This is a genomic window from Streptomyces sp. NPDC050704 (assembly GCF_040654355.1).
Taxonomy (GTDB): domain Bacteria; phylum Actinomycetota; class Actinomycetes; order Streptomycetales; family Streptomycetaceae; genus Streptomyces.
Map to the genome: position 1 here is coordinate 17,790 of NZ_JBFAHW010000079.1, position 23,633 is coordinate 41,422.

Consider the following 23,633-nt stretch of genomic DNA (forward strand, 5'->3'; position numbering starts at 1 on the left):
CCCTCCGGGGGACGTTCGGGTCTCCCCTTCGGGGAGGGGCCGGTCAGCTGGTGGCGGGACGACCGAAAGTGATGCGGGTGGACGCGAAAGACATGGGCACCGACCTCAAGTCGGTGCTCATCACCAAGGAAGAGATCGACGCGAAGCTGGTCGAGCTGGCCGCGAAGATCGACGCGGAGTACGCGGGCAAGGACCTGCTGATCGTCGGAGTCCTCAAGGGCGCCGTGATGGTCATGGCGGACCTGGCGCGTGCCCTGTCCACCCCGCTCACGATGGACTGGATGGCGGTGTCCTCGTACGGCGCGGGCACCCAGTCCTCCGGAGTGGTGCGGATTCTCAAGGACCTCGACACCGACATCAAGGGCAAGCACGTCCTGATCGTCGAGGACATCATCGACTCCGGGCTGACGCTGTCCTGGCTGATCTCCAACCTCGGCTCGCGCGAGCCCGCCTCCCTCAAGGTGTGCACGCTGCTGCGCAAGCCCGAGGCGGCGAAGGTCGCGATCGACGTGGAGTGGGTCGGCTTCGACATCCCGAACGAGTTCGTCATCGGGTACGGCCTCGACTACGCGGAGAAGTACCGGAACCTGCCGTTCGTCGGTACGCTCGCGCCCCACGTCTACGGCGGCTGAGGCACCCTGAGGGAGCAGCGGTTCGCCAATAGGTGACGCAGCCCTCTCGGGCGACGGGAACCCCAGCGGGTTTCGCGCCGTTGGAGCATGCGTAGACGGGTTTGTCAGCCGGGCCGTGCGGCTTCGGGTGGCAATGCTGGGGTACCGTCCGAAGAACAGTCTTATCAAACTCACTATGGCAGGAGGGACGGGGCGGCATCGCTCCGTATGGATGGACGTGAAGCGATACTTCCGTGGGCCGGTCATGTGGATCGTGCTGGCCGTCCTTGCCGTGGTCGTGTTGATGCAGGTCGTCGGCTCGTCCGGCGGCTACAAGACGGTGGACACCGGCCAGGTCGTCCAGGCGATCACTGACGACAAGGTCCAGCAAGCAAAGATCACCACCGGCGACGAGCACATCGTAAAGATCGAGCTCAAGGACGGCGAAAAGGTCGAGGGCAGCTCGAAGATCCAGGCGAGCTACATCGGCGACCAGGGTGTGGCCCTCGCCAACACCCTCCAGACCAAGTACCAGAACAAGCAGATCCCGGACGGCTACACGGTTTCGCCGACCAAGCAGAACGCTTTCGTCGGCATCCTGCTGTCCCTGCTTCCCTTCGTTCTCATCGTCGTCGTCTTCCTGTTCCTGATGAATCAGATGCAGGGCGGCGGCTCCCGGGTCATGAACTTCGGGAAGTCCAAGGCGAAGCTCATCACCAAGGACACCCCGAAGACGACGTTCTCGGACGTCGCGGGCTCGGACGAGGCCGTCGAGGAACTCCACGAGATCAAGGAGTTCCTCCAGGAGCCGGCGAAGTTCCAGGCCGTCGGCGCGAAGATCCCCAAGGGCGTGCTCCTGTACGGGCCTCCCGGTACGGGCAAGACGCTCCTCGCGCGTGCTGTCGCGGGCGAGGCCGGGGTTCCCTTCTACTCGATCTCCGGTTCCGACTTCGTCGAGATGTTCGTCGGTGTCGGTGCCTCCCGTGTCCGTGACCTGTTCGAGCAGGCCAAGGCGAACGCTCCGGCGATCGTCTTCGTCGACGAGATCGACGCCGTCGGCCGGCACCGCGGTGCCGGTATGGGCGGCGGTCACGACGAGCGCGAGCAGACGCTGAACCAGCTGCTCGTCGAGATGGACGGCTTCGACGTGAAGGGCGGCGTCATCCTGATCGCCGCCACGAACCGGCCCGACATCCTCGACCCGGCCCTCCTGCGCCCCGGCCGCTTCGACCGCCAGATCGCGGTCGACCGCCCGGACATGCAGGGCCGTCTGGAGATCCTCAAGGTTCACCAGAAGGGCAAGCCGGTCGCTCCGGACGTCGACCTGTCCGCGGTTGCGCGTCGTACGCCGGGCTTCACCGGCGCCGACCTGTCGAACGTGCTGAACGAAGCCGCGCTGCTCACCGCGCGCGGCAACCTGAAGCTCATCGACAACAACATGCTGGACGAGGCGATCGACCGGGTGGTCGCGGGCCCGCAGAAGCGGACCCGGATCATGTCGGACAAGGAGAAGAAGATCACCGCGTACCACGAGGGCGGACACGCCCTGGTCGCGGCGGCTTCACCGAACTCCGATCCGGTCCACAAGATCACGATCCTCTCCAGAGGGCGTGCTCTGGGCTACACGATGGTCCTGCCGGACGAGGACAGGTACTCCACGACCCGCAACGAGATGCTCGACCAGCTGGCGTACATGCTGGGCGGGCGCGCGGCCGAGGAGCTCGTCTTCCACGACCCGACCACGGGTGCCGCGAACGACATCGAGAAGGCCACCGCAACGGCCCGCTCGATGGTCACGCAGTACGGCATGACCGAGCGGCTCGGCGCGATCAAGTTCGGTGGCGACAACACCGAGCCGTTCCTGGGCCGTGAGATGGGTCACCCGCGCGACTACTCGGAAGAGGTCGCCGCGCTGGTGGACGAAGAGGTCAAGAAGCTCATCGAGAACGCGCACAACGAGGCCTGGGAGATCCTGGTCGAGAACCGCGACGTCCTCGACAACCTGGTGCTTCAGCTGTTGGAGAAGGAGACGCTGGGCAAGGAGCAGATCGCTGAGATCTTCGCTCCCATCGTCAAGCGCCCGGCCCGCCCCGCGTGGACCGGTTCCTCCCGGCGCACGCCGTCCACCCGCCCGCCGGTGCTCTCCCCCAAGGAGCTGTCACTGACGAACGGGGCGAACGGCGCGACCCCGGCGCTCACCGCGAACGCGAACGTCTCTGCCGAGGCGCTCCCGGTGACCGAGACGGCCCCGGCTCCCGAGGATCGCTCGGAGAGCTGACCCGGCCGCCTCACCAGGCCCGGAATGACTGCCGCGCCCCTCAGGTTTTAACCTGAGGGGCGCGGCATTTTTGTATGCCTGTATGCGATACGCGTGGTCCGTGCGCGTGAGCGGCACAGAAACGAGGCACCAGATGACCGACCCCGTGACGTTGGACGGCGAGGGCTCGATCGGCGAGTTCGACGAGAAGCGTGCCGAGAACGCCGTACGAGAGCTGCTGATCGCGGTGGGGGAGGATCCGGACCGGGAGGGGCTGCGGGAGACGCCGGGGCGGGTGGCGCGGGCGTACAAGGAGATCTTCGCGGGGCTGTGGCAGGCGCCCGAGGAGGTCCTGACGACGACGTTCGACCTCGGTCACGACGAGATGGTCCTGGTGAAGGACATCGAGGTGTTCTCGACCTGTGAACATCATCTGGTTCCGTTCAGGGGCGTCGCGCACGTCGGCTACATCCCGGCCACCAGTGGCAAGATCACAGGGCTGTCCAAGCTGGCCCGGCTCGTGGACGTGTACGCCCGCCGGCCGCAGGTGCAGGAACGGCTCACGACACAGATCGCCGACTCGCTGATGGACATTCTGGAGCCGCGCGGCGTGATCGTCGTGGTGGAGTGCGAGCACATGTGCATGTCCATGCGTGGTATTCGGAAGCCGGGAGCGAAGACCATAACGTCGGCTGTCCGGGGGCAGTTGCGGGATGCGGCCACCCGTAATGAGGCGATGAGCCTCATCATGGCTCGGTGACGCTCCGCCCGGGGCGCGTCAGGCCGCCGGAGCCGTCGTCCCGCCGTTCGTGTCGTCGTCCTCCGGGAGTTTGCAGACGCGCTCCAGGAAGAAGGCGGCCGCTATGACGGCGATGCCCGTCAGGACGGAGAAGCCGGCGTAGATGGCCTGGTCGCGGCGGGCGGGGATGTCGAGGGACTCCAGAAGGAAGGCGCCGGTGCCGCCGTACATGCCGGAGACGAGGGCGGCCACCAGAGCGCTGGCCTGGCCGAAGACGACCGCTCGGGCCGCCATCAGGGGGTCGACACCCTTGGCGCCGGGCCGGCGCTCCCGCTGGGCCTTCAGACGGGTTCGGAGAGAGAGTGCCGTGGCCAGCAGGACGACGGCGATCAGTGCCAGGACGATGGGGGCGGCCAGCGGGACCCGGGGGAGCGTGCCCACCGAGTTCCACAGGCGGGCGCCCGCCCAGGACAGCACCCCGGCGATGACGAACACCACGGCCAGTGGCCTGATGTGCAGCTCTTTCACTCAGATCCCCTCGTGATCGCATGTCCTGGCCCACGGCGGCCCGGCCCGCGGCACGGCCGCCGTCGGATGCAGCGTTCCCGGGGAAATGCAGCCACTTCGCCCCTTCGGTCGACCGCCTGTGTTCGTCTCGACCTTAACGACTAGTCGGGCAGCTGGAGTTCCAGGTCGGCGCGGGGCGCCACACCTTCCCGGGGGACGGCGGAGAGCAGCCGCGCCACGGGGCCGCGGCCGGGCAGCTGGGCCTCGGGCTCCACGTCGTACCAGGGAGCGAGGACGAAGGCGCGCTCGTGGGCGTGCGGGTGGGGGAGGGTCAGCGTCGGGTCGTCGGACACGACGTCCGCGTACGCCACGATGTCCACGTCGATCGTGCGTGCGCCCCAGCGCTCGTCCCGCACCCGGTGGAAGGCCTCCTCGACCGCGTGCGCCCGCTCCAGGAGCGAGGAGGGCGGCAGGGTCGTCCTGAGGACGATCACCGCGTTGAAGTACGTCGGCTGGCTGCCCGGCTCGACGCCCCACGGCTCCGTCTCGTACACCGGGGAGACCGCTTTGACGCGGACGCCCGGTGTGTCCTCCAGGGCGTCGATGGCTCCCTGGAGGGTCTCCAGGCGGTTGCCGAGGTTCGAACCCAGGGAGAGCACGGCACGCCTGGGGTTCTGCAGGGTCGTGTCGGCGGCGTCCACGCGCTCCACCACGGAGGCGGGCACCGGCTGGACGGTCGGGTCGCTCGGGCCCTCGGTGAACGCGGTCATACTCGGCTCCGGATGATGGTGACGGTCACGTCGTCGAAGGGGACGGTGATCGGGGCGTCCGGCTTGTGGACGCACACCTCGACCTCCTGGACCCCGTCGTGCTTGAGGCATGTCTGGGCGATGCGCTCGGCGAGTGTCTCGATGAGGTTCACCGGCTCGCCCTCGACCACGGCCACGACCTCCTCCGCCACGATGCCGTAGTGCACGGTCTTCGTGAGGTCGTCGTCGGCCGCGGCCGGCCGGGTGTCCAGGCCCAGCGTCAGGTCCACGATGAAGGTCTGGCCCTCTTCGCGTTCCCTGGGAAAGACACCGTGGTGCCCGCGGGCCTTCAGGCCGCGCAGCGCGACACGATCCACGCGAATCACTCCTGCAATCGTCGGTAACGGCCGGTCACTGCCGAGTGCGGTCGGCACTCCGGCCTCAGTCGAATCTACCTGCGGGCACCGACAGCGCTCGCCCGCAGAGGCCCCGGTCCGGGTGAGGGCCAGGAGGGTTCATCGAGTGTTTTCCTGCGGGGAACGCGGCGGCTCACGGGCTGGTAGCCGCCCATACCCAGGGCCCGATGATCTCAATCCCTGCTTGGCCCTACTCGGCCCTACCCGGCACCTACCCACTCAGGCGGGGGAGTCGTCGTCCTCTTCCTCGCCGGTTTCGGCCAGTACGGGAGAGGCGTGGTGCGACCAGAGTTTCCAGCCCTCGGATGTGCGGCGGAACACATTCGTGGCGACGACGAGCTGGCCCACGAGGGGTCCGAGTTCGTCGCTGTCCTCGGGCGGCGGGCCGCCGCTGAGGATGTTCTCCGTGCAGGTCACCAGGGCGGTGTCGCCGGTGACCGAAACGTGCACGTCGGTCAGGAAGAACTGGATGTACTCGGTGTTCGCCATGATCAGCGCGTACGACCGCAGGACCTCGCCGCGGCCGTTGAGGACCGGCCAGCCGGGGTGCACACAGGAGACCTCGCCGGCCTGTGCCGGGTCGTGGTACTCCTCGTCGTGGCCCAGGTCGGACGGGGTCAGCCAGAGCGAGGACAGTTCCTCGAAGTCGCCCCGCTCCAGTGCCTCGTAGAAGGCGGTGTTGGCGAGTTCGACCTGCTCGACGTCCGTCTTGGGCGCGCTCACCGGGCTCCCTCTGCGGTCCCGGGTCCCTCGGTGGTCCGGGCGCCTTCCACGGCCCGGGCGACCCGGACGGCGTCGGCGGTGGCCCGTACCTCGTGGACGCGGACGGCCCAGGCGCCCTGGTGGGCGGCGAGCGCGGAGACGGCGGCGGTGGCGGCGTCACGTTCCCTGGCGGGCGGCGGGGCGGCCTCCGGGCCCGCCAGTACGCGGCCGAGGAACCGCTTGCGGGAGGCCGCCACCAGCAAGGGGTGGCCGAGGTCCCGGAGGCGGTCGAGGTGGGCGAGCAGCGCCAGGTCGTGTTCGACCTGCTTGGAGAAGCCGAGGCCGGGGTCGAGGACGATGCGGTCCGCGGCGATGCCGCCCGCCAGAACGGCCTCCACGCGCGCGTGGAGCTCGTCGACGACTTCGGAGACGACGTCCTCGTACGTCCCCTGCACGTTGCCGCCCTGGAGGAAGCCGCGCCAGTGCATGACCACGAAGGGTGCGCCGGCCGCGGCGACGACCGGGATCATCGCCGGGTCGGCGAGGCCGCCGCTGACGTCGTTGACGAGGGCGGCCCCGGCGGCGAGCGACCGCTCGGCGACCGAGGCGCGCATGGTGTCCACGGAGACGGTGACGCCTTCGGAGGCGAGGCCGCGGACGACCGGGATGACGCGTTTGAGCTCTTCGGCCTCGTCGACGCGGGTGGCGCCGGGGCGGGTCGACTCGCCGCCGACGTCTATCAGGTCGGCGCCCTCCGAGACCAGGTCGAGGCCGTGTTTGACGGCGGCCGTCGTGTCGAACCAGCGGCCGCCGTCCGAGAAGGAATCGGGGGTCACGTTCACGACCCCCATGACCGCGCACCGGTCCCACGCCGGAAGCCCTGTCACTTGGCCTCGCCCGCTCTTCTTGCTCATGCGTCCAGCGTAGGCCCCCGGCGGTGGGCGGCCGGTCGCCCTGGGTGAGTGGGGTTCGTGGACTCCTCGCGGGGGCGGTTCAGCCGGTGGGCTCCGGCCGGAGGGCGAACAGGTGCTCGTTCGCCCGGCCCAGCAGGACGTCCCGGTAGGGGATCAGCTGCGGCACCCTCGGATCGGCGCCCTCCGGGAGCTTCGGCAGCTCGACGGAGCCCGACCACACCTGCTTGCCGTCGGCCAGGTCGACGCCGACGAGCTCGCCCCTGGAGCTGAGGACATAGGCGACCTGCCGTCCGTCGATCACCGCGGGATCCGAAAGCCGCTCAGGCATGGGGAATTCTCCCTTGCCCGGGTCCAGCTTCAGCGCGAGCTCGCGGCTCCACAGCTTCTCGCCGCTGTCCGCGTCGAGTGCGGTCAGGCGGGCCTGCCGGCTCACGAAGACCACGTCGCCGACGAGCGAGGTGCCACCGGCCGGGACATCGCGCACCGGCTTGGTGTCGACCTTGCCGGAATCGGCATCAACGGTGATCAGGGCACTGATGCCGGTGGCCTGGTAGAGCGGTTGATCACCCTCGTACTCGGCGAAGACCAGCGAGTCCGCGGTGTTGCCCGTGTGCGCGGTCGCGCCCGGGATGGACGCGACCTTCTTCGCCTCGCCGGTCCTGGGGTCCAGGCGGATGACGTCGAGTGTGACCTCCCACCGGTCCTTCTCCCTGCCGCAGATCACGTAGGGCACCCCGGCCACCGCCGTGCGCTCGCAGTGGATGCCCTTGCCCCACTTGTACTCCCACAGCTCCTTGCCGGTTCTGGCATCCAGCCCCTTCATCGTCTTGAACCGCGGGGTGTTGGCGAACACGCCGCCCTCGATGGGGATGGCCGCGGTGGTGTCTCGATGGTCATCGGCCAGTCCGTGCCGCCAGAGCTCCTTGCCGGTGTCGGCGTCGAGCGCTGTCAGGTCGGTGCGTTCGTAGCTGGTGCCGGGATAGCGGTCGGCGAAGGTGTAGACGATGCCGTCGCGGACACCGCCCATGGTGCCGCCGTACGAGTCCCCGCCCCCCTTGCCCTCCTTGACCGACCACAGGGTCTTCCCCGTGCGGGCGTCCACCTTGAGCGCGACGTACCCCTGGCCGTTGCAGTACAACGCGTCGCCGACCGGCAGACAGTCGTTGATGTGCACGGAGGGAAGCGCGGTCCCCCACGGCTTCCAGTCCGCGGGCAGCGGATCGGCGGTCGGCGAAGCCACGCCTCCCCGCTGCGGCCGGGCGTCGTCGCCGGGCTGGACGGCGATGAGCGAGCCGGCCGCGATCCCGACCACCGCGAGGCCCGACACCGCCGCACTCCGCAGGCGTGTTCGCCGCCTCCGCCGGGCGACGACCTGCTCGGCGAGATCGCCGGGCGCCCGTACGGCGTCCAGCGGCCAGTTGCGCAGTGCGTCCCGTACCTTGTCTTCCCGGTTCAGCTGATCGGCGTTCATGCCTCTACCCCCTTGGCTGAGTGCTTGAGGCGTGGCGCCCCGGCAGTTTCGTCGCCTTCCGCTCCGCCGAATTCGGGAGCGGTTCTTCGGAGCTTCTCCAGGGCGCGGTGGGTGGTGCTGCGCACGGTGCCTACGCTGCAGCCGAGCTGGTCGGCGACCTCGGTCTCCGAGAGGTCCTCGAAGTAGCGCAGTACGAGAACCGTGCGCTGACGCGGTGTGAGCCGGCCGAGCGCCTGGCGTACCACGAGCCGCTCGTCGGCCGGGACCATGGAATCCGCGGGGTCCGCGGCGCCCGGTGCCTCCGGTGGTGCCGCCACCGTCGTCTCGGCGCGCGGCATCCGCAGCCGCCAACGGCTGATCTGCTGGCGGTACATGACCTTCTTCACGTACGCCTCGGGCTCGTCGATGCGCCGCCAGCGTCCGTACGACTTCATCAGCGCGATCTGCAACAGGTCCTCCGCCGCATGCCGGTCGCCACCGGTCAGCAGCACGGCGAACCGCAGCAGTGCGGTCGAGCGCGACTCGACGAACGCGCTGAACTCCTCATGGCCCCGACTGTCCATGGACCCCTCCCGATCTCAGGCACTGCTACTGACGCGAGGAGGGCTCTGCGGCTATGCCTCTGCCGGGCACCGGGTCCGCACCGGGTCTCCCGAAAAGTACCGGGGGCGCGGGCACGCCGTCTCGCGGCGGCCCACGCCCCACCTCCCCCGTACCGTCCCCCGCAGTCCTAGACGCGAGGGCCGTGCCGTATCTATGCCGGTGCGGCCGACTTTCTTGCCCGGGCAGTCCTCGCCTCCCGGAACCCCGCCTCCCGGACCCCCGGAACAAGCCGACCGCCTCGCGGCGCGGGGGGTGCGTCGCGAGGCGGTCGGGGTCTTTGTGCGGCTCGGGAGCCGGTGGCGGGGAGCGGGGGCGGTTACGCCGCTCGTACGTCGCGTTCCGCCACCGCGTGCGGGCACGGGCGGGGGGCCTTTGGGCGGCGGCGCAGGAGGCGGGGGAGGGCGAGGCTGACGAAGCCCTCGGCCTGCATGGCGGCCAGGCCGATGCGGGGCAGGTCGCGGGAGGTGCGGTAGACGACGAAGCGGGGCTCCCAGCGGGGGCGGAACTTCGCGTTGAACTTGTAGAGCGACTCGATCTGGAACCAGCGGGAGAGGAAGACCAGCAGTCCGCGCCAGGCGCGGAGGACCGGGCCCGCGCCGATCTTCTCGCCGCGGGCCAGGGCCGCGCGGAACATCGCGAAGTTCAGGGAGACGCGGGTGATGCCCAGGCGGGGGGCGGCCTGGAGGGCTGCCACGATGAGGAGTTCGTTCATGCCGGGGTCCGCCGAGCGGTCGCGGCGCATGAGGTCCAGGGAGACGCCGTCCGTGCCCCACGGGACGAAGTGGAGTACGGCCTTCAGGTCGCCGTACGGGCCCGGCTGGGCGTCGGCCTTGTGGGCGGTGGCGATCAGGCAGTCGCCGTCCTCCGGGTCGCCGATGCGGCCGAGCGCCATGGAGAAGCCGCGCTCGGTGTCCGTGCCGCGCCAGTCCTCCGCGGCGCGCCGGATCCGGTCCAGCTCGCCCTCGCCGAGGTCACGGATGCGCCGTACCCGGGTCTCGTAACCGGCCCGTTCGATGCGTTTCACCATCTGGCGCACGTTCCGCATAGCGCGCCCCGCCAGGGAGAAATCCGCGACGTCCACCACCGCCTCGTCGCCCAGTTCGAGGGCGTCGAGGCCGGTCTCCCGCGTCCAGACCTCGCCGCCCGTCTCGGAGCAGCCCATGACGGCGGGCGTCCAGGAGTGGGCCTTCGCCTCGTCCATGAAGCGCTCGATCGCGCCGGGCCAGGCCTCGACGTCGCCGATCGGGTCGCCACTGGCGAGCATCACCCCGGAGACGACGCGGTACGTGACGGCGGCCTTGCCGCTGGGCGAGAAGACGACCGCCTTGTCGCGGCGGAGCGCGAAGTGGCCGAGCGAGTCGCGGCCGCCGTGCTTCTCCAGGAGGGCACGCAGCCGTGTCTCGTCGTCCGGCGTCAGGCGGGCGGCGGGGTGCTCGGGGCGGAAGGCCAGGTAGATCGTGGTCACGGCGGTCAGCAGGCCGAGGGCGCCGAGGGAGAAGGCGACCGTCCAGGACGTGGTGCCCCGGTAGTCGACAGGACCCTCGAAGCCGAACAGCCCGTACAGCACATGACTGATGCGGTCCGCGAGGCTCGGGCTGCCGACCATGCGGTCCGGGTGGACGCTCACGATGACCAGGCCCAGGGCCAGCGAACCGGCGCCCATGAGAACGAAGTTGGCGAGCGCGCGCCAACGGCTGCGCGGGTCGGGCAGCGCCGCGAACTCGTGCCGGTGGCGCAGCAGCGGGGCGAGCAGCGCCAGCGAGATGAGGACGCCGATGAGTGAGTGGCGGTACGTGAGCTGGGCGAGGGCGCCGAGCGGCAGCAGGACGACGGCGGCCCGCCACGCCCTCCGCTTGCGCCGGCGCAGACCGTGGGCGAGCAGGAGCAGCAGGACGCCCGTGCTGAGCGACAGGGCGGCGGCGAAGGGGCCGAGCGCTCCGGGCAGCACCTCGGCGACGGTGTGCATCCAGCTGTGGCGGAAGCGCGGGAAGACGCCCGCGGCGACGTCCAGCAGGCCTACGAGCGTGCAGGCTCTGGCGACCAGGGCGGGGACGGCCTCGGGGCGCGGACCGCGGAGTACGCCCCGCAGCCGGCCCGTTCGTTCCGGAACCTCACCCGACATTTCCCCATCTATCCTGACAGACATCGCATCCCGTGGTTCTGCGAGAGACCTTGAATCCGGTGCCAATCCGGCATCCGGTCACATTGCGCCCTCTAGGACGGTGTCTTGGGGAGTCAGGTTCACTCCCCTCCGGAAAACCGTTGCAAAAGGCCAGGCAAGACCGGGGCAAGGCGCCGTCAGGAAGCGGAGCCGGCACCGGCCGCAGCACACATCACGCACGCAGCACGCAAAAAAGCAGAACCCGGACGCAGAACGCAGACAGGAACACCCATGGGTCTCACGAGCAACAAGATGCTGGTAGTGGCAGTCCTCCTCGCGGTGCTGCTGTTCGTCGGCACGGTGTGGTTCTGGCCGCGGCTCGCACGTCCCAACTGGCGTGCCGTGTCAGGGCGGATCGGCCTGCTGCTGGCCACCCAGGTCGTGGTCTTCGCGTCGATCGGCCTCGGCGCCAACCAGGCCTTCGGGTTCTACGCCAGCTGGGCCGACCTCTTCGGCCAGGAATCCGGCCAGGGTGTGGTGGTCGACCACGACGCCGGCGGCACGGGCGGCCCGCTCCAGGTGGTCGACACCCAGCAGGTGGACGTCTCCGGCGGGGCCCGGCCGCGGACCGGCGGCCAGATACAGAAGGTCGACATCGTGGGCCGGCGGACCCACATCGCGACTCCCGCGTACGTCTATCTGCCGCCGGAGTACTTCCAGTCGCAGTACCGCACGCGCACCTTCCCGGCCGCCGCCGTGCTCACCGGCTATCCGGGCACCGCCGAGGCGCTCATCAAGGGCCTGCACTATCCGCAGACCGCCCATGAACTCGCCAAGGAGGGCAAGACGCAGCCGATGATCCTGGTCATGATGCGGCCGACCGTCGCGCCGCCGCGGGACACCGAGTGCGTGGACGTTCCCGGCGGCCCGCAGACCGAGTCGTTCTTCGCCAAGGACCTGCCCGAAGCCATTTCCGCCCACTACAGGGTGGGCAGAAAACCCGGGAGCTGGGGAATCGTCGGCGACTCCACCGGCGGTTACTGCGCGCTGAAACTCGCGATCCACCACCCGGAGACGTACGCCGCGGGGGCCGGCCTCTCCCCGTACTACAGGGCGCCGACCGACCCCACGACGGGCGATCTCTTCCACGGGGACAAGGAGTTGCGCAGCAGCGCCGACCTGATGTGGTACCTGAAGCACCGGCCAGGTCCGGACACGTCTCTGCTGGTCAGCAGCAGCAGGCAGGGCGAGACCAACTACAAGGAGACGCTGCGGTTCATCGACCTGGTGAAGGCGAAGAAGCCGACACGTATCTCGTCGATCATCCTCGACAGCGGCGGGCACAACTTCAACACCTGGCGGCGCGAGATCCCGGCGACCCTGCAGTGGCTCAGCGGACGGCTGAGCGACCGCTGATACGTCTGATACGTCGTACGCGAATACGCGGCGGCACTCGCGGAATTCCCCGGCGCGGCCGGTGAGGAATGTCGACGGGCAGAAGGCGGGCTCAGAAGGCGGGATCGGAAGGCGGCATCGGAATCGGGCAAGGTGAGTGACCGGTGCGATGGCCGGTGACAGGCCGGTGTGGTGGTCGGGGAGCGGCCGGAGCGGGGATTGCCGAGTGATGAGACGGCGGAAAGTCTTCGGTGTGGCTGCGTTTTTGCCGGGCGGGGCACCAAGATTCGCCTACGCGCGGTAAGTTTCTGGCCATGCCACGTGGACGTCACCGCCATTCCCCACCTCTGCACCGGCTGCTGCCCCCCTCGGCGATCGCGGGCGTCTCGCTCGTCTGCGCCGTCGGGCCATGGCTGTTCGCGGAACCGTTGGTGCTGCGCGGGCTGGCCGCCGGTGCCGCGGTGACGGCTGTCGTGGGCGCGGTCGTCATGCGCCGCTGGGACACGATGGCGGGCAAACGCGTCGCCGATCTCACGCGCGCGCGGGCGAGCGACGAGTGGCGCCACGAGGAGCGGGTCGCCGAGCTGGAGACCGACCTCGACGAGTCGCGCGAGCTGCGCACCAAGCTGGAGCAGAAACTCCGCGCCAAGCGTGCCGAGCTGGCGGGCCTGCGCAACGAGCACGCCGCGCTGCTGCGCCGGTACGCCACGGCGGAGACCGAGCGGGCCACCGCCCTGGAAGGGCGCCGGCTTCTCGCGATAGAGGCGACGACGACTCCCGCCCTGGCGTTGCCCGCGGCGGCTTCGGACACGTCCGAGGCTTCAACGCCGTCGGCGGCGTCGGCGGTTGAGGAGGCCGGGCCCGCCCGGTCCGCTGAGGCGTCGGCCGAGCCGGCGGTTCCGGAGGCGACCGCGGCGACCGTCCAGGCCGCCCTCGCGGCGTCGGCCGCGGCTTCGGTTGTCTACGTGAAGGCCAACGCGGCGTTGGACCGGCTCGCGGGTGCGAGGACCGGTACCGCCGGAGTGGTCGAGGACGCGGCTCCGGCCGACGACTCGGCCGGTGACTTGGTGGAGGACCCGTCCGAGGAGTCCGAGGAGAGTGTGTCCCAGGACGCCGAGTCCGCGAAGGATGCGGTAGAAGCGGTAGGGGTAGCAGAGGCAGCAGAGGCAGGGGATTCCGCGGCCGCGGAGGATCGCTCGGGCTCGGGCTCCGGCTCCGGCTCGGACTCGGGCTCGGCGAACAGCGGGTCCGCCGAGGACGGTTCGGCGCAGAGTGACGCCGCGGCAGGCCCTTCCGCGCAGAGCGAGCCGGCGACGGACGGCCCCGGCGAGGGCGAGGGCGAGGGGGAGGGCGAGGACGGCCCGGCGACCGCTGACTCCGCGCAGGCCGCGTCCGCGAAGGGCGGTTCCGCCAAGCGGGGCGCCGCGAAGAGCGGTACCCGGAAGGGCTGGCCTTCGCCCGGCGGGCCCGGGAAGGGAGCGCCCAGGCCGGGCGGTTCCCCGAAGGGTGCGCCGACGACGGGCGGGACCGTGACCGGTACCGCCGCGAACACCGCCGCTCCGACCGGAAGTCCGGCGAAGGGCGGCTCTCACGGGAGCGCCCCCGCCAAGGGCGAGACCGGGCCGGAGGGCGAGACGCGGGGGAAGGCCGAGGCGGTCGGCGGGCACGAGCGCACGGCCGCCGCCACCGCACCGGTGCGCCCGCAGTCCACGGAGACCGTACGGCCCCTCACACAGTCCACCACCGAGACCGTACGGCCGCCCGCGCAGGCAGCGCAGGCCGCCACGAGCGGCGCGATATCCACGCGGTCCACCGAGACCGGCACGGCCTCGGCTTCGACTTCGGCCCCGGCTTCGGCCACGGAGCCGTCGCAGCCGACCACCGCCCTCGCGCGGCCCGCCATGACCGAAACGGCCCTGGCCCGCCGCCCCGCCGCTCCCGGAGCGGCGGCCCCCGACCCCACGAGCGCGGCCGCGCTCACCCCCGCCGCGAGGCCCGCACAGCCGCCCAAGCCCCCGCAGACCTCCGGGCACTTCACCGTGCCGACGGCGGTGGCGGTCGTACCGGGTTCGCCCGTGCGGCGCCCCTCCGTGGAGGGCGGGTTCGACTTCTTCGGTACGCAGAAGGGCGCGGAAGCCCTGGAGGCCGTACAGAACGAGGACCTCGCCGACGTGGTGGGCCAGGAGGCGCTCGCGCTGCACAAGGCCGAGGCCGAGGCGGAGTTCAAGCCCGCGGGCGAGGAGTCCCGCGGCGTCGGCCAGGTCATCGACCTGACCGCACACGACGAGACGGAACAGATCGACGTGGCGGAACTGCGGAGCGCGGTTTCCTGAGCCTCCGTGGCCGTACGTTTTCGGCCGTACGTTTCGAGGGCAGTGGCAACCGCCACTGTCCTCAAGCCATTTCAGGCCCCATAAAGGCCCTCATTCAGCCCCTCAAGCCATCCAGCGGTCCGGCCGGGCCTCCCGCCGCCCGGTCCGTGACCGGTCCGCCTGCCCGTACAGCAGCTCCGCCGCCTCCGCGGCGTCCCGTAGACCGGCCGTCACCGTCTTGTTGGCGCCGGTGTGCACGTGGACGTGGGCGAGCCCCTTGACGCGCATCCACGGCCCCTGCTCCAGGCGCACACTCTGGACCTTGGCGTGCGGGACGAGCGCGAGGCTGCGGCGCAGCAGCCCGTGCCGGGACGCGAAGACGGTGTCCGTGACGGCGAGCCCGTAACTCCGCCACCAGAACGGCACGCACCACCCGGCCCGGCGCGGCGGCCGCGCCAGCGAGGCCGGCACCGTCACCCCGGGCAGCACGCGCGCGATGACCGATTCGGCGACCTCGCGCGGAGCGACCGGCACGAGCACGGAGTTGGACGACCCCGCCACGTCCAGTTCGACGCGGACCCAGCCGCGCCGCCGCCAGAGCAGGGGTTCGACGATGCGTACGGTCTGCACACGACCCGGAGGCACCGTCTCGTGTGTGCGGTCGAGCAGCCCGTGGTCGATGCGGAGCCCGTCCGGGGACTCGCCGACCGTCCAGTCGTACTCGCCGACGAACCGCCCCACACTGCTCGCGCCGGCCGCGCCGAGGAGCGGCAGCGCCGTCGCGAGGACGGTCCAGATGCTGTGGGTGGCGAACCACAGCATCGGCGGTACGACGAGTGCGGCGGCCAGCGTTCCCCAGGTGGCCCCGGTGAGTACGAGTGAGACCGCGAGGACGCCCGCGGGCACGTGCAGCAGCTGCCGCACGGGTGCCTCGCCCACCTCGTGGGCCGTCTCGGGCGCGAAACCGGCGGCCCGGGCCAGCAGTTCGGCCCGTAGTACCCGGGCCTCCTCCTGGCCCAGATAGGCCAGCTCGTCCTTCTTGTCGGTCCCGACGACGTCGAGTTTGAGCTTGGTGACCCCGGCCACCCGGGCCAGCAGCGGCTGGGTGACGTCGACGGCCTGGAGCCGGTCGAGCCGGATGTGCGCGGTGCGGCGGAAGACCAGGCCCGTACGGATGCGCAGTTCGGTGTCGGTCACCGCGAAGTGCGTGAACCACCAGCTGAGAAAGCCGTAGAGGGCGGCCGCCAGAACGGACACGGCGACCGCGATCAGCAGCGTGGTCGTCGTGACCCGGGTCAGCTGCCGCTGCGCCTGGTCGGGGTCGTGCACGGCCCATCCGGCGATCACGGCGACCGGAGCCCACGCGCGTCGCAGCGGCGTCACGGGATGCAGCCGCCGCTCCAGCGGCTCGGCCCTGTTCCTCCGTATGTCCCCGTTCTTCCGTATGTCCACGGCTGCCGCGTCCCGTACGTCCTCGGCCCGCTCGTGTACGTCCTCGGCCTCCTGTACGCCCTTGGGAGCGTCCGGTGGCGCCATGGAGCCCCGGGAGGCCGTGCCGGGCGGCGGAGTCCCTCCAGGCGTGGTCACAGGCCCGCCGATCGGGCCTCGCCGAGCTCGGTGAGGCGGTCGCGCAGCCGTTCGGCCTCCGCCGGGTCGAGCCCGGGAATGCGCGCGTCCGTCGCGGCGGCGGCCGTGTGGAGCTGCACGCTCGCCAGCCCGAAGTGACGCTCGACGGGACCGGAGGTGACCTCGACCAGCTGCATGCGCCCGTACGGCACGACGGTCTCCTCCTGCCACAGCACGCCCTTGCTGATCAGCAGGTCGTCCGCGCGCTCGGCGTACCGCCAGGACCGCCAGTTGCGCCCCAGCATCGGCCAGCCCCACAGCAGCACGCCGAGGGGAAGCAGCGCGAAGGCCGCCCAGCCGGGCCCGACGAGCAGGCCGAGCAGCAGGGCCGTGCCCACGGTCAACAGCCCGAGCCACACCACCAGCAGCAACCGCCGCATCCTCAGCAGCCCCGGCGGCAGCCCGATCCACACCGGCTCGTCCCCCGTGTGCCCCGCGTTGTCCAAGGTCCCCGTCTCCATGTCGCAAGCGTACGTACGAGACACTGTTCCCATGACTCCTACGACGGGTCCCACAGAGACCACAGTCGGGATCGGCGGCGCCGCGGAGAGCACCGACATGGTGCTCAACATCGGGCCCCAGCATCCGTCCACACACGGCGTGCTGCGCCTGAAGCTCGTACTGGACGGCGAGCGGATCCAGCACGCCGAGCCGGTCATCGGCTACATGCACCGCGGCGCGGAGAAGCTCTTCGAGGCGCGCGACTACCGCCAGATCATCATGCTCGCCAATCGCCACGACTGGCTCTCCGCCTTCTCGAACGAGCTGGGCGTCGTCCTCGGCGTGGAGCGCATGATCGGCATGGAGGTCCCCCCGCGCGCGGTGTGGACGCGCACGCTCCTCGCGGAGCTGAACCGCGTCCTCAACCACCTGATGTTCCTGGGGTCCTACCCCCTCGAACTGGGCGGGATCACCCCGATCTTCTACGCCTTCCGGGAGCGCGAGGACCTCCAGCACGTCATGGAGGAGCTCTCCGGCGGGCGGATGCACTACATGTTCAACCGGGTCGGGGGTCTGAAGGAGGACCTTCCGGCCGGCTGGACCACCCGCGCGCGTGAGGTCGTCGCGGCCGTCCGCTCGCGCATGGACGTGTACGACAACCTCGTGCTCGGCAACGAGATCTTCCGGGGGCGTACGCGCGACGTCGGAGTGCTCTCCCCGGAGGCGGTGCACGCCTACGGAGTGAGCGGTCCCATCGCCCGCGCCTCCGGAGTCGACTTCGACCTGCGCCGCGACGAGCCGTATCTGGCGTACGGGGAGCTGGGCGACGTCCTGAAGGTGGTCACCCGGCAGGAGGGCGACTGCCTCGCCCGCTTCGAGGTCCTCCTGGAACAGACGCACAACGCGCTGGCCCTCGCGGACGCCTGCCTTGACCGGTTGGCGGAGCTGCCGCCCGGGCCGATCAACCAACGCCTCCCGAAGGTCCTGAAGGCCCCCGAGGGCCACACGTACGCCTGGACCGAGAACCCCCTGGGCATCAACGGCTACTACCTCGTCAGCAAGGGCGAGAAGACCCCGTACCGGCTGAAGCTGCGCTCGGCCTCGTACAACAACATCCAGGCCCTCGCCGTGCTGCTGCCCGGCACGCTCGTCGCGGACATGGTGGCGATCCTGGGGTCACTGTTCTTCGTGGTCGGGGACATCGACAAGTAGGGCCCCGGGAGGTGCCCCAAGCGGTGCCCCACCCGGGAGCGGGTTCGCGATGCCGACCGGCTGCACGAGCCAGCCGAAGTCGCCGAGTCCGCCCGGCGCGGTGAGCTCGGCGGCCTCACCCGCGCCCGCGAGCGCCCGTACGTAGGCCGTCGGGTCCGTGGCGGCCAGGGACAGGGGCGGCCGCTCGCCGCTCACCCCCAGCGCGCGCAGCGCCTCCCGCTGGGTGAGCAGCCGCGCCCCGGGCAGCGCGCACGCGTCCAGCGCCACATGGGCGGTGATGTCGCAGGAGCCGTCCGGCACGGGCGCCGTCTCCCGGCCCTCCCTGAAGCCGGTGAGCGTCCCGAAGGGCGGCCGCGCGTCCGCGAAGTGCGCGTAGTCGACGGCCACGGCCAGGCCCCGGCCGAGCGCGGCCACGGCGGACGCCCAGGCGGCGTCCCTGGGGAGACCGATCTCGGCGCGGAGGCCTTCGGCGGGCGGCGGGTCGTGGTGGTCCGGGTCCCCTGGAGCGCCTGGAGCGCCCGGATCGCCCGGAGCGCCGGAGAACTCGCCGGCCGCCGGGGTGCCGGAGAACTCGACAGCCGCCGGACCGCCGGGAACCCCTCGCCGACCGTCCGGGTCCTGGTCCTGGTCCGAGTCGGGGTCGGGGTCGGGGTCGGGGTCGGGGGCGGGGTCGGATTCCCAGTCTGTGTCCGGCCGCGCGGTCCCGGGGCGTCCGCGCGTGTGGTTGGCCCTGGAGGGCCGGTCCGTGTCGTCGGCCCCGGGATGTCCGAGCGGCTCGGCAGCACGGCCTGCGCTTTCGCCGCCGGTCGGCCTGCCTCCTGGGACCTCGCTGCTCGCCCTCCTGCCGTCCGAACCCTCGCCGCCCAAACCCTCAGGGCCGGCGTGCACGCCACCGGACTCCGTTCCCCCGCCGGAGGCACCGGGAGCCCGCCCGAGCGGCCACCAGCGGGCCAGCCAGTCGGCCTCCGCACCGGTCACCGGCTCGCCGAGGGACTCCGTGCCGTCCTCCCGTACGAGAACCAGGCGGGGCACCCCGTCCGCGTCGGCCTCGGCCACGTCCAGGGGCACGTTGTCCAGCCATTCGTTGGCGAAGAGCAGCCCTGTGACCCCCGCCGGAGGCACCGGCAGCCACTCGATCCGGTGATCAAGATCTCGGGGCCGGCCGGCGCGTTCGACCGCGTACCCGCGCGCGCGGGAGGCCACTTCGGCGGGGAGCGCCTTCAGGACGCCGGTCAGCAGCTCGCCGCGGCCCGCGCCCATGTCGACGAAGGCGAGTTCGGCGGGGCGGCCGAGGGCCTCGTCGACGCGGCACAGAAGCCTGGCCACGGCCTGCGCGAAGAGTGGCGACGCATGCACTGACGTGCGGAAATGGCCCGCGGGACCCTCTGGTCGGCGATAGAACCCGCGGGGTCCGTAGAGCGCCTCCTCGGTCGCCGGGCGCCACCCGCGCCCCTCGCCCACCGCCTCACGCCCCACTGCGTTCACCCCTGCTCCCGACCGCCTTCACCGCGCCAGGCTAAGCGTCAGGTCCAGGGAGGCCTCCACCTTGGGGAGTACAAGCGCCGTTCACGGATCGACCCTCCGGTTGACCCCTGCACACTGCACGCGTCCCTACGCTGGGTTACGTGCAGCGCCTCTATGACTTTCTCCGCCGGTACCCGACGTGGGTCGACAGCTTCTGGGCCGTCGTCCTGTTCGGGTTCTCCGCAGTGAGCGGGACCGCCAGTCAGGAGGACCGGGGGAGCGACCTGCCGGCCGTGATGATCCCGATCGTGCTGATGCTCTGCCTGGTGGTCGCGCTGCGCCGCCGCATGCCCGAGAAGATGCTGCTGCTGGCCGTGGCGGCGGGCCTGGCGCAGCTGGCGTTCGACGTGTCGCAGATGCCGGCCGACTTCGCGATGCTGGTGATCATCTACACCGTGGCCGCGGACGGTGCCCCCTGGGCCTCCCGGATCGCACTGATCGGCGGCCTGAGCGCGGGCCTGCTCGCGCAACTGCGCTGGCAGGTGGAGTCCGAGAGCGCCGCGTCCAACATCCTGGTGGGGGTCTTCCAGACCGTCCCCTTCGCGCTCGCCTGGGTCCTCGGCGACTCCATCCGCACCCGGCGCGCCTACCTCGCCCAGCTGGAGGAGCGCGCCGCCCGACTGGAGAAGGAACGCGAGGCCCAGTCCAAGGTCGCCGTCGCCGCCGAGCGCGCCCGCATCGCCCGCGAGCTGCACGACGTGGTCGCGCACAACGTGTCGGTGATGGTGGTCCAGGCCGACGGCGCCGCCTACGTCCTGGACAGCGCCCCGGACCAGGCCAAGAAGGCCCTGGAGACCATCTCCGGGACCGGCCGGCAGGCCCTCGCCGAGATGCGCCGCCTGCTCGGCGTACTGCGCACCGGCGAGCACCAGGAGTCCGGCGAGTACGTGCCGCAGCCCGACGTCGAGCAGCTCGACGACCTCATCGAGCAGTGCCGCACCTCGGGCCTGCCCGTCGACTTCAAGATAGAGGGAACCCCGCGCCCGCTGCCCAGCGGCGTGGAACTGACCGCGTACCGCATCGTGCAGGAGGCGCTCACCAACACCCGCAAGCACGGGGGGCCCAACGCGGGCGCGAGCGTGCGGCTGGTGTACTTCGACGACGGCCTCGGCCTGCTCGTCGAGGACGACGGCAAGGGCGCCCCGCACGAGCTGTACGAAGAGGGCGGCACCGACGGCCAGGGCCACGGCCTGATCGGGATGCGCGAGCGCGTCGGTATGGTCGGCGGCACCCTGGACGCGGGGCCGCGCCCGGGCGGCGGCTTCCGCATCAGCGCCCTGCTTCCGCTCAAGTCCGCCCACTGACACGTGCCCGTCCCACGAACCGACCGGAGGACCTCCCCATGCCGATCCGCGTGATGCTCGTCGACGACCAGGTGCTGCTGCGCACCGGGTTCCGGATGGTGCTCGCCGCCCAGCCGGACATGGAGGTCGTGGCCGAGGCGGGGGACGGTGTCGAGGCCCTCCAGGTGCTGCGCGCGTCCGAGGTCGACGTCGTCCTCATGGACGTCCGCATGCCGAAACTGGACGGCGTCGAGACGACCCGCCGCATCTGCTCGGAGCCCGACCCGCCGAAGGTGCTGATCCTGACCACCTTCGACCTCGACGAGTACGCCTTCTCCGGGCTCAAGGCGGGCGCCTCCGGCTTCATGCTCAAGGACGTGCCGCCCGGCGAACTCCTCGCCGCGATCCGCTCCGTGCACAGCGGCGACGCCGTGGTCGCGCCGTCCACGACCCGGCGCCTGCTCGACCGGTTCGCGCCGCTGCTGCCCAACGCGGGCAAGGATCCCCAGCACAAGGAGCTGGAGCGGCTCACCGGCCGCGAGCGCGAGGTGATGATCCTGGTCGCGCAGGGGCTGTCGAACGGCGAGATCGCGGCGCGGCTGGTCCTCTCGGAGGCGACGGTCAAGACCCACGTGGGCCGCATCCTCACCAAGCTGGGGCTCCGGGACCGCGTACAGGTCGTCGTTCTGGCGTACGAGACGGGGCTTGTACGGGCCGGAGGGCAGGGCTGATCCCCGCTCGGACTGGTCGGCCGGCCAGGCGTGCGGGCCTGGCGGCCGGAGCGTGACCCGGGCGTAATCGGCGAGCACTAGGGTCTGCGCATGCTTCTGTGGATCAACGGGCCCTTCGGCGGCGGCAAGACGCAGACCGCACACGAGATCCAGCGGCGGCTGCCCGGCAGCGTCATCTGCGATCCGGAACACCCCGGCTTCGGGCTGCGCCGCATGCTGCCGCCCGAACTGCGCGGAAACTTCCAGGATCTGGCGTCCTGGCGGCAGGGCGTGGTCGAGGTGCTCGACCTCGCCCTCACCAAGCACGACGGCGTGGTGATCGCGCCCATGACCGTCACGGACTTCGGCTACTTCGACGAGACCGTCGGGATACTGCGCGAAAAGGGCCACGACGTACGGCACTTCACGCTCCTCGCCGAACGCGAGACCGTTCTGAAGCGGCTGCGCGAGCGCGGCCTCGGACACCTCGTCCAGCGCGTCACCGGCAAAGGCGCTCCCTTGCGCGGGGACAGCTGGGCCGTCGAGCAGCTCGACCACTGCCTGGAGCGGCTGCGCGAACCGGAGTTCGCCGAGCATCTGTGGACGGACCAGTCGACGGTGCCGAAGACGGCGGACCGGATCGCGGTGCTGGCCGGGCTGACGCTCGCCCCCAACAACGAGGGCGCCCTGCGGACACGGCTGCGGCAGGTACGGGTCGGGGTGCGGCACATCCGGTTCGACTGACTCGTTTGGCTGACCAGCCTCCGGAAGCTCTCTTCCCGAAGTCCCGAAGTCCCGAAGGGGATCAGCGCAGAATCCCCTCCAGGAAGTCGCTGCCCAGCCGGGCCACCATCGTGACGTCCAGCTGGTGCAGGACGTACCGGCCGCGGCGCCGCGTGGTGATCAGGCCAGCCTTCTTCAGCACGGCGACGTGCCGGGATATCTCCGGTGCCGTCATCCCGTGAGTCTGCGCCAGCTCACTCGTGGTGAACGCGCTGCGGGCCAGACTCCGGCACAGCCGCATCCGCACGGGATGCGACAGCGCGGTCATCCGCAGGGTCAGCTGCTCGACCGAGGGCGGTGCCACCGGCTGCTGGGAGCCCACCGGGTAGTGCAGGACCGGCTGCCAGCCGTACCGGTGCAGGACCATCAGGTGGGGCCAGCCGAGGCTCGTCGGCACGAGCAGGAGGCCGCCCGAGGCCGTGGTGCGGCCCTGGCCCATCTTGTCGACGGTGATCCTGCCGACGGCCTCGTCGAGCACCACCGCCGGTGACACGGAGGCCAGCGCATCGGCCAGTCCCTTGTGCCGGAGCAGCTCCGTCTTGTGACGGGCGTCGGCTGCCAGCTGGTGACGCAGCCGGGACCAGGTATCGGCGAAGAAGGCCTCGTCGCAGTCCTCCAGGAACTGCCGCAGCCAGGACCGGATCCTCGGCGGGTCGTCCAGCAGCCGCGTCGTGAACCGCACCTGCCGCGGGCCGCGCGCGGCGGCCAGCTCCAGGGCGCGCCCACGCGCTCCGCCGTCGCCCAGCGCCCCGGCGCCCTGGGCGTCGTACGGAAGCGCGCAGGTGAACTCCAGCGCCGCGTCCACGAACTGCTCGTCGGTCAGCTTGTCCAGCAGGTCCAGCTCCTCGGCGAAGGTGGCGCCCGGGAGCGCTGCCCCGCCCGGTATCCCCGCGTACGGCAGGAACAGGTCCGAGAACGTCGACCGCCACAGGAAGTCGGCCTCGCACATCCGGTCGGCCAGATGCGGGTCGAGCCGGGCGGTCACCCCGGTCGCCCAGCCCTGCAGCCCGGGGTGGTGCCCCGGTTCGGCCAGCGCGTGCAGCGCCATGCCGAGCTCGGCCAGGGGCGAGGGCACGACGGCGATCCTCTCCCGCCGCAGCCCGGTGATGTCGATGTCCACGCTCATGACCTCATGGTGCACCCCGCCACTGACAACGCGGCCGTCGATTGACGACCGCCGTCAATCGACGCGACGCCCCGGCCGGGGCGGACGCACGCTCGGGGCACCGGGGCAATCCGCGGGGCCCACGGCGTTCGTGTCCGTACCCAGTCCCGAG

Annotated in this window: 20 protein-coding genes and 1 pseudogene; 9 read left to right on the forward strand and 12 right to left on the reverse strand. The window is 71.1% G+C overall.

Going from position 1 to position 23,633, the window contains the following annotated elements; all coding sequences use genetic code 11:
* Positions 1-71 precede the first annotated feature (71 nt).
* The 3 genes from hpt (at position 72) to folE (ending at position 3,628) form a co-directional block, all read left to right on the forward strand.
* Complete coding sequence (hpt, locus tag AB0I18_RS35245) at positions 72-632, forward strand: hypoxanthine phosphoribosyltransferase (RefSeq protein WP_363109773.1); 561 nt, start codon at positions 72-74, stop codon at positions 630-632.
* 211 nt (positions 633-843) lie between these two features.
* The gene (gene ftsH, locus AB0I18_RS35250) at positions 844-2,889 is read left to right on the forward strand and encodes an ATP-dependent zinc metalloprotease FtsH (protein WP_363109745.1); all 2,046 of its coding nucleotides are present in this window, start codon (positions 844-846) and stop codon (positions 2,887-2,889) included.
* A gap of 133 nt (positions 2,890-3,022) precedes the next feature.
* A complete protein-coding gene (gene folE, locus AB0I18_RS35255) occupies positions 3,023-3,628 on the forward strand; it encodes a GTP cyclohydrolase I FolE (RefSeq protein WP_363109746.1) in 606 nt (201 codons plus the stop codon).
* An 18-nt stretch (positions 3,629-3,646) separates the two neighbouring features.
* Here folE and AB0I18_RS35260 read toward each other — a convergent pair whose 3' ends face one another.
* From AB0I18_RS35260 to AB0I18_RS35295, 8 genes are all read right to left on the reverse strand, one after another.
* On the reverse strand, positions 3,647-4,135 hold the full coding sequence (locus AB0I18_RS35260; RefSeq protein WP_363109747.1) for a DUF3180 domain-containing protein: 489 nt from the start codon (positions 4,133-4,135) through the stop codon (positions 3,647-3,649).
* A 140-nt stretch (positions 4,136-4,275) separates the two neighbouring features.
* Positions 4,276-4,884: a 2-amino-4-hydroxy-6-hydroxymethyldihydropteridine diphosphokinase gene (gene folK, locus AB0I18_RS35265; protein WP_363109748.1), complete on the reverse strand. Its 609-nt coding sequence runs from the start codon at positions 4,882-4,884 to the stop codon at positions 4,276-4,278.
* Positions 4,881-5,240 carry a dihydroneopterin aldolase gene (gene folB / locus AB0I18_RS35270; RefSeq protein ID WP_363109749.1) on the reverse strand — a complete coding sequence of 120 codons (360 nt, stop codon included), beginning with the start codon at positions 5,238-5,240 and terminating at the stop codon, positions 4,881-4,883. The genes folK and folB overlap by 4 nt, the downstream gene beginning before the upstream one ends.
* A 258-nt stretch (positions 5,241-5,498) precedes the next feature.
* Positions 5,499-6,002: a nuclear transport factor 2 family protein gene (locus AB0I18_RS35275; RefSeq protein ID WP_363109750.1), complete on the reverse strand. Its 504-nt coding sequence runs from the start codon at positions 6,000-6,002 to the stop codon at positions 5,499-5,501.
* Positions 5,999-6,895 (reverse strand): dihydropteroate synthase, encoded by an 897-nt coding sequence (gene folP / locus AB0I18_RS35280; RefSeq protein WP_363109751.1) that lies wholly within the window; start codon positions 6,893-6,895, stop codon positions 5,999-6,001. The genes AB0I18_RS35275 and folP overlap by 4 nt, the downstream gene beginning before the upstream one ends.
* Before the next feature lie 79 nt (positions 6,896-6,974).
* On the reverse strand, positions 6,975-8,366 hold the full coding sequence (locus AB0I18_RS35285) for a PQQ-binding-like beta-propeller repeat protein (protein ID WP_363109752.1): 1,392 nt from the start codon (positions 8,364-8,366) through the stop codon (positions 6,975-6,977).
* Positions 8,363-8,929 carry a SigE family RNA polymerase sigma factor gene (locus AB0I18_RS35290; RefSeq protein WP_363109753.1) on the reverse strand — a complete coding sequence of 189 codons (567 nt, stop codon included), beginning with the start codon at positions 8,927-8,929 and terminating at the stop codon, positions 8,363-8,365. Before AB0I18_RS35290 ends, AB0I18_RS35285 begins: the two co-directional genes overlap by 4 nt.
* A 356-nt stretch (positions 8,930-9,285) precedes the next feature.
* On the reverse strand, positions 9,286-11,091 hold the full coding sequence (locus AB0I18_RS35295) for a phosphatidylglycerol lysyltransferase domain-containing protein (protein ID WP_363109754.1): 1,806 nt from the start codon (positions 11,089-11,091) through the stop codon (positions 9,286-9,288).
* A gap of 270 nt (positions 11,092-11,361) precedes the next feature.
* Here AB0I18_RS35295 and AB0I18_RS35300 point away from each other — a divergent pair, with 270 nt between their 5' ends.
* Positions 11,362-12,486: an alpha/beta hydrolase-fold protein gene (locus tag AB0I18_RS35300; protein ID WP_363109755.1), complete on the forward strand. Its 1,125-nt coding sequence runs from the start codon at positions 11,362-11,364 to the stop codon at positions 12,484-12,486.
* Positions 12,487-12,779: 293 nt separating this feature from the next.
* Positions 12,780-13,259: pseudogene (locus AB0I18_RS35305) on the forward strand (hypothetical protein); the annotation flags it as partial.
* Positions 13,260-14,900: 1,641 nt separating this feature from the next.
* Here AB0I18_RS35305 and AB0I18_RS35310 read toward each other — a convergent pair.
* On the reverse strand, positions 14,901-16,313 hold the full coding sequence (locus AB0I18_RS35310) for a PH domain-containing protein (protein WP_363109756.1): 1,413 nt from the start codon (positions 16,311-16,313) through the stop codon (positions 14,901-14,903).
* 47 nt (positions 16,314-16,360) lie between these two features.
* Complete coding sequence (locus tag AB0I18_RS35315) at positions 16,361-16,864, reverse strand: PH domain-containing protein (RefSeq protein WP_363109757.1); 504 nt, start codon at positions 16,862-16,864, stop codon at positions 16,361-16,363.
* Between the two features lie 31 nt (positions 16,865-16,895).
* Here AB0I18_RS35315 and AB0I18_RS35320 point away from each other — a divergent pair, with 31 nt between their 5' ends.
* Positions 16,896-18,056 (forward strand): NADH-quinone oxidoreductase subunit D, encoded by a 1,161-nt coding sequence (locus tag AB0I18_RS35320; RefSeq protein ID WP_363109758.1) that lies wholly within the window; start codon positions 16,896-16,898, stop codon positions 18,054-18,056.
* On the opposite strand, the gene AB0I18_RS35325 is transcribed toward AB0I18_RS35320, so the two are convergent.
* The gene (locus AB0I18_RS35325) at positions 18,021-19,382 is read right to left on the reverse strand and encodes an SAM-dependent methyltransferase (RefSeq protein WP_363109759.1); all 1,362 of its coding nucleotides are present in this window, start codon (positions 19,380-19,382) and stop codon (positions 18,021-18,023) included. The two genes, AB0I18_RS35320 and AB0I18_RS35325, sit on opposite strands and share 36 nt — an antisense overlap.
* A 299-nt stretch (positions 19,383-19,681) precedes the next feature.
* On the opposite strand from AB0I18_RS35325, the gene AB0I18_RS35330 reads away from it, so the two are divergent.
* From AB0I18_RS35330 to AB0I18_RS35340, 3 genes are all read left to right on the forward strand, one after another.
* Positions 19,682-20,884: a sensor histidine kinase gene (locus AB0I18_RS35330; protein WP_363109760.1), complete on the forward strand. Its 1,203-nt coding sequence runs from the start codon at positions 19,682-19,684 to the stop codon at positions 20,882-20,884.
* A 38-nt stretch (positions 20,885-20,922) separates the two neighbouring features.
* On the forward strand, positions 20,923-21,594 hold the full coding sequence (locus AB0I18_RS35335) for a response regulator transcription factor (RefSeq protein WP_363109761.1): 672 nt from the start codon (positions 20,923-20,925) through the stop codon (positions 21,592-21,594).
* Positions 21,595-21,684: 90 nt separating this feature from the next.
* Complete coding sequence (locus AB0I18_RS35340) at positions 21,685-22,317, forward strand: AAA family ATPase (protein ID WP_363109762.1); 633 nt, start codon at positions 21,685-21,687, stop codon at positions 22,315-22,317.
* Between the two features lie 61 nt (positions 22,318-22,378).
* On the opposite strand, the gene AB0I18_RS35345 is transcribed toward AB0I18_RS35340, so the two are convergent.
* Entirely contained in the window at positions 22,379-23,482 is a 1,104-nt protein-coding gene (locus AB0I18_RS35345; protein ID WP_363109763.1) for a DUF5937 family protein, read from the reverse strand.
* Positions 23,483-23,633 lie beyond the last annotated feature (151 nt).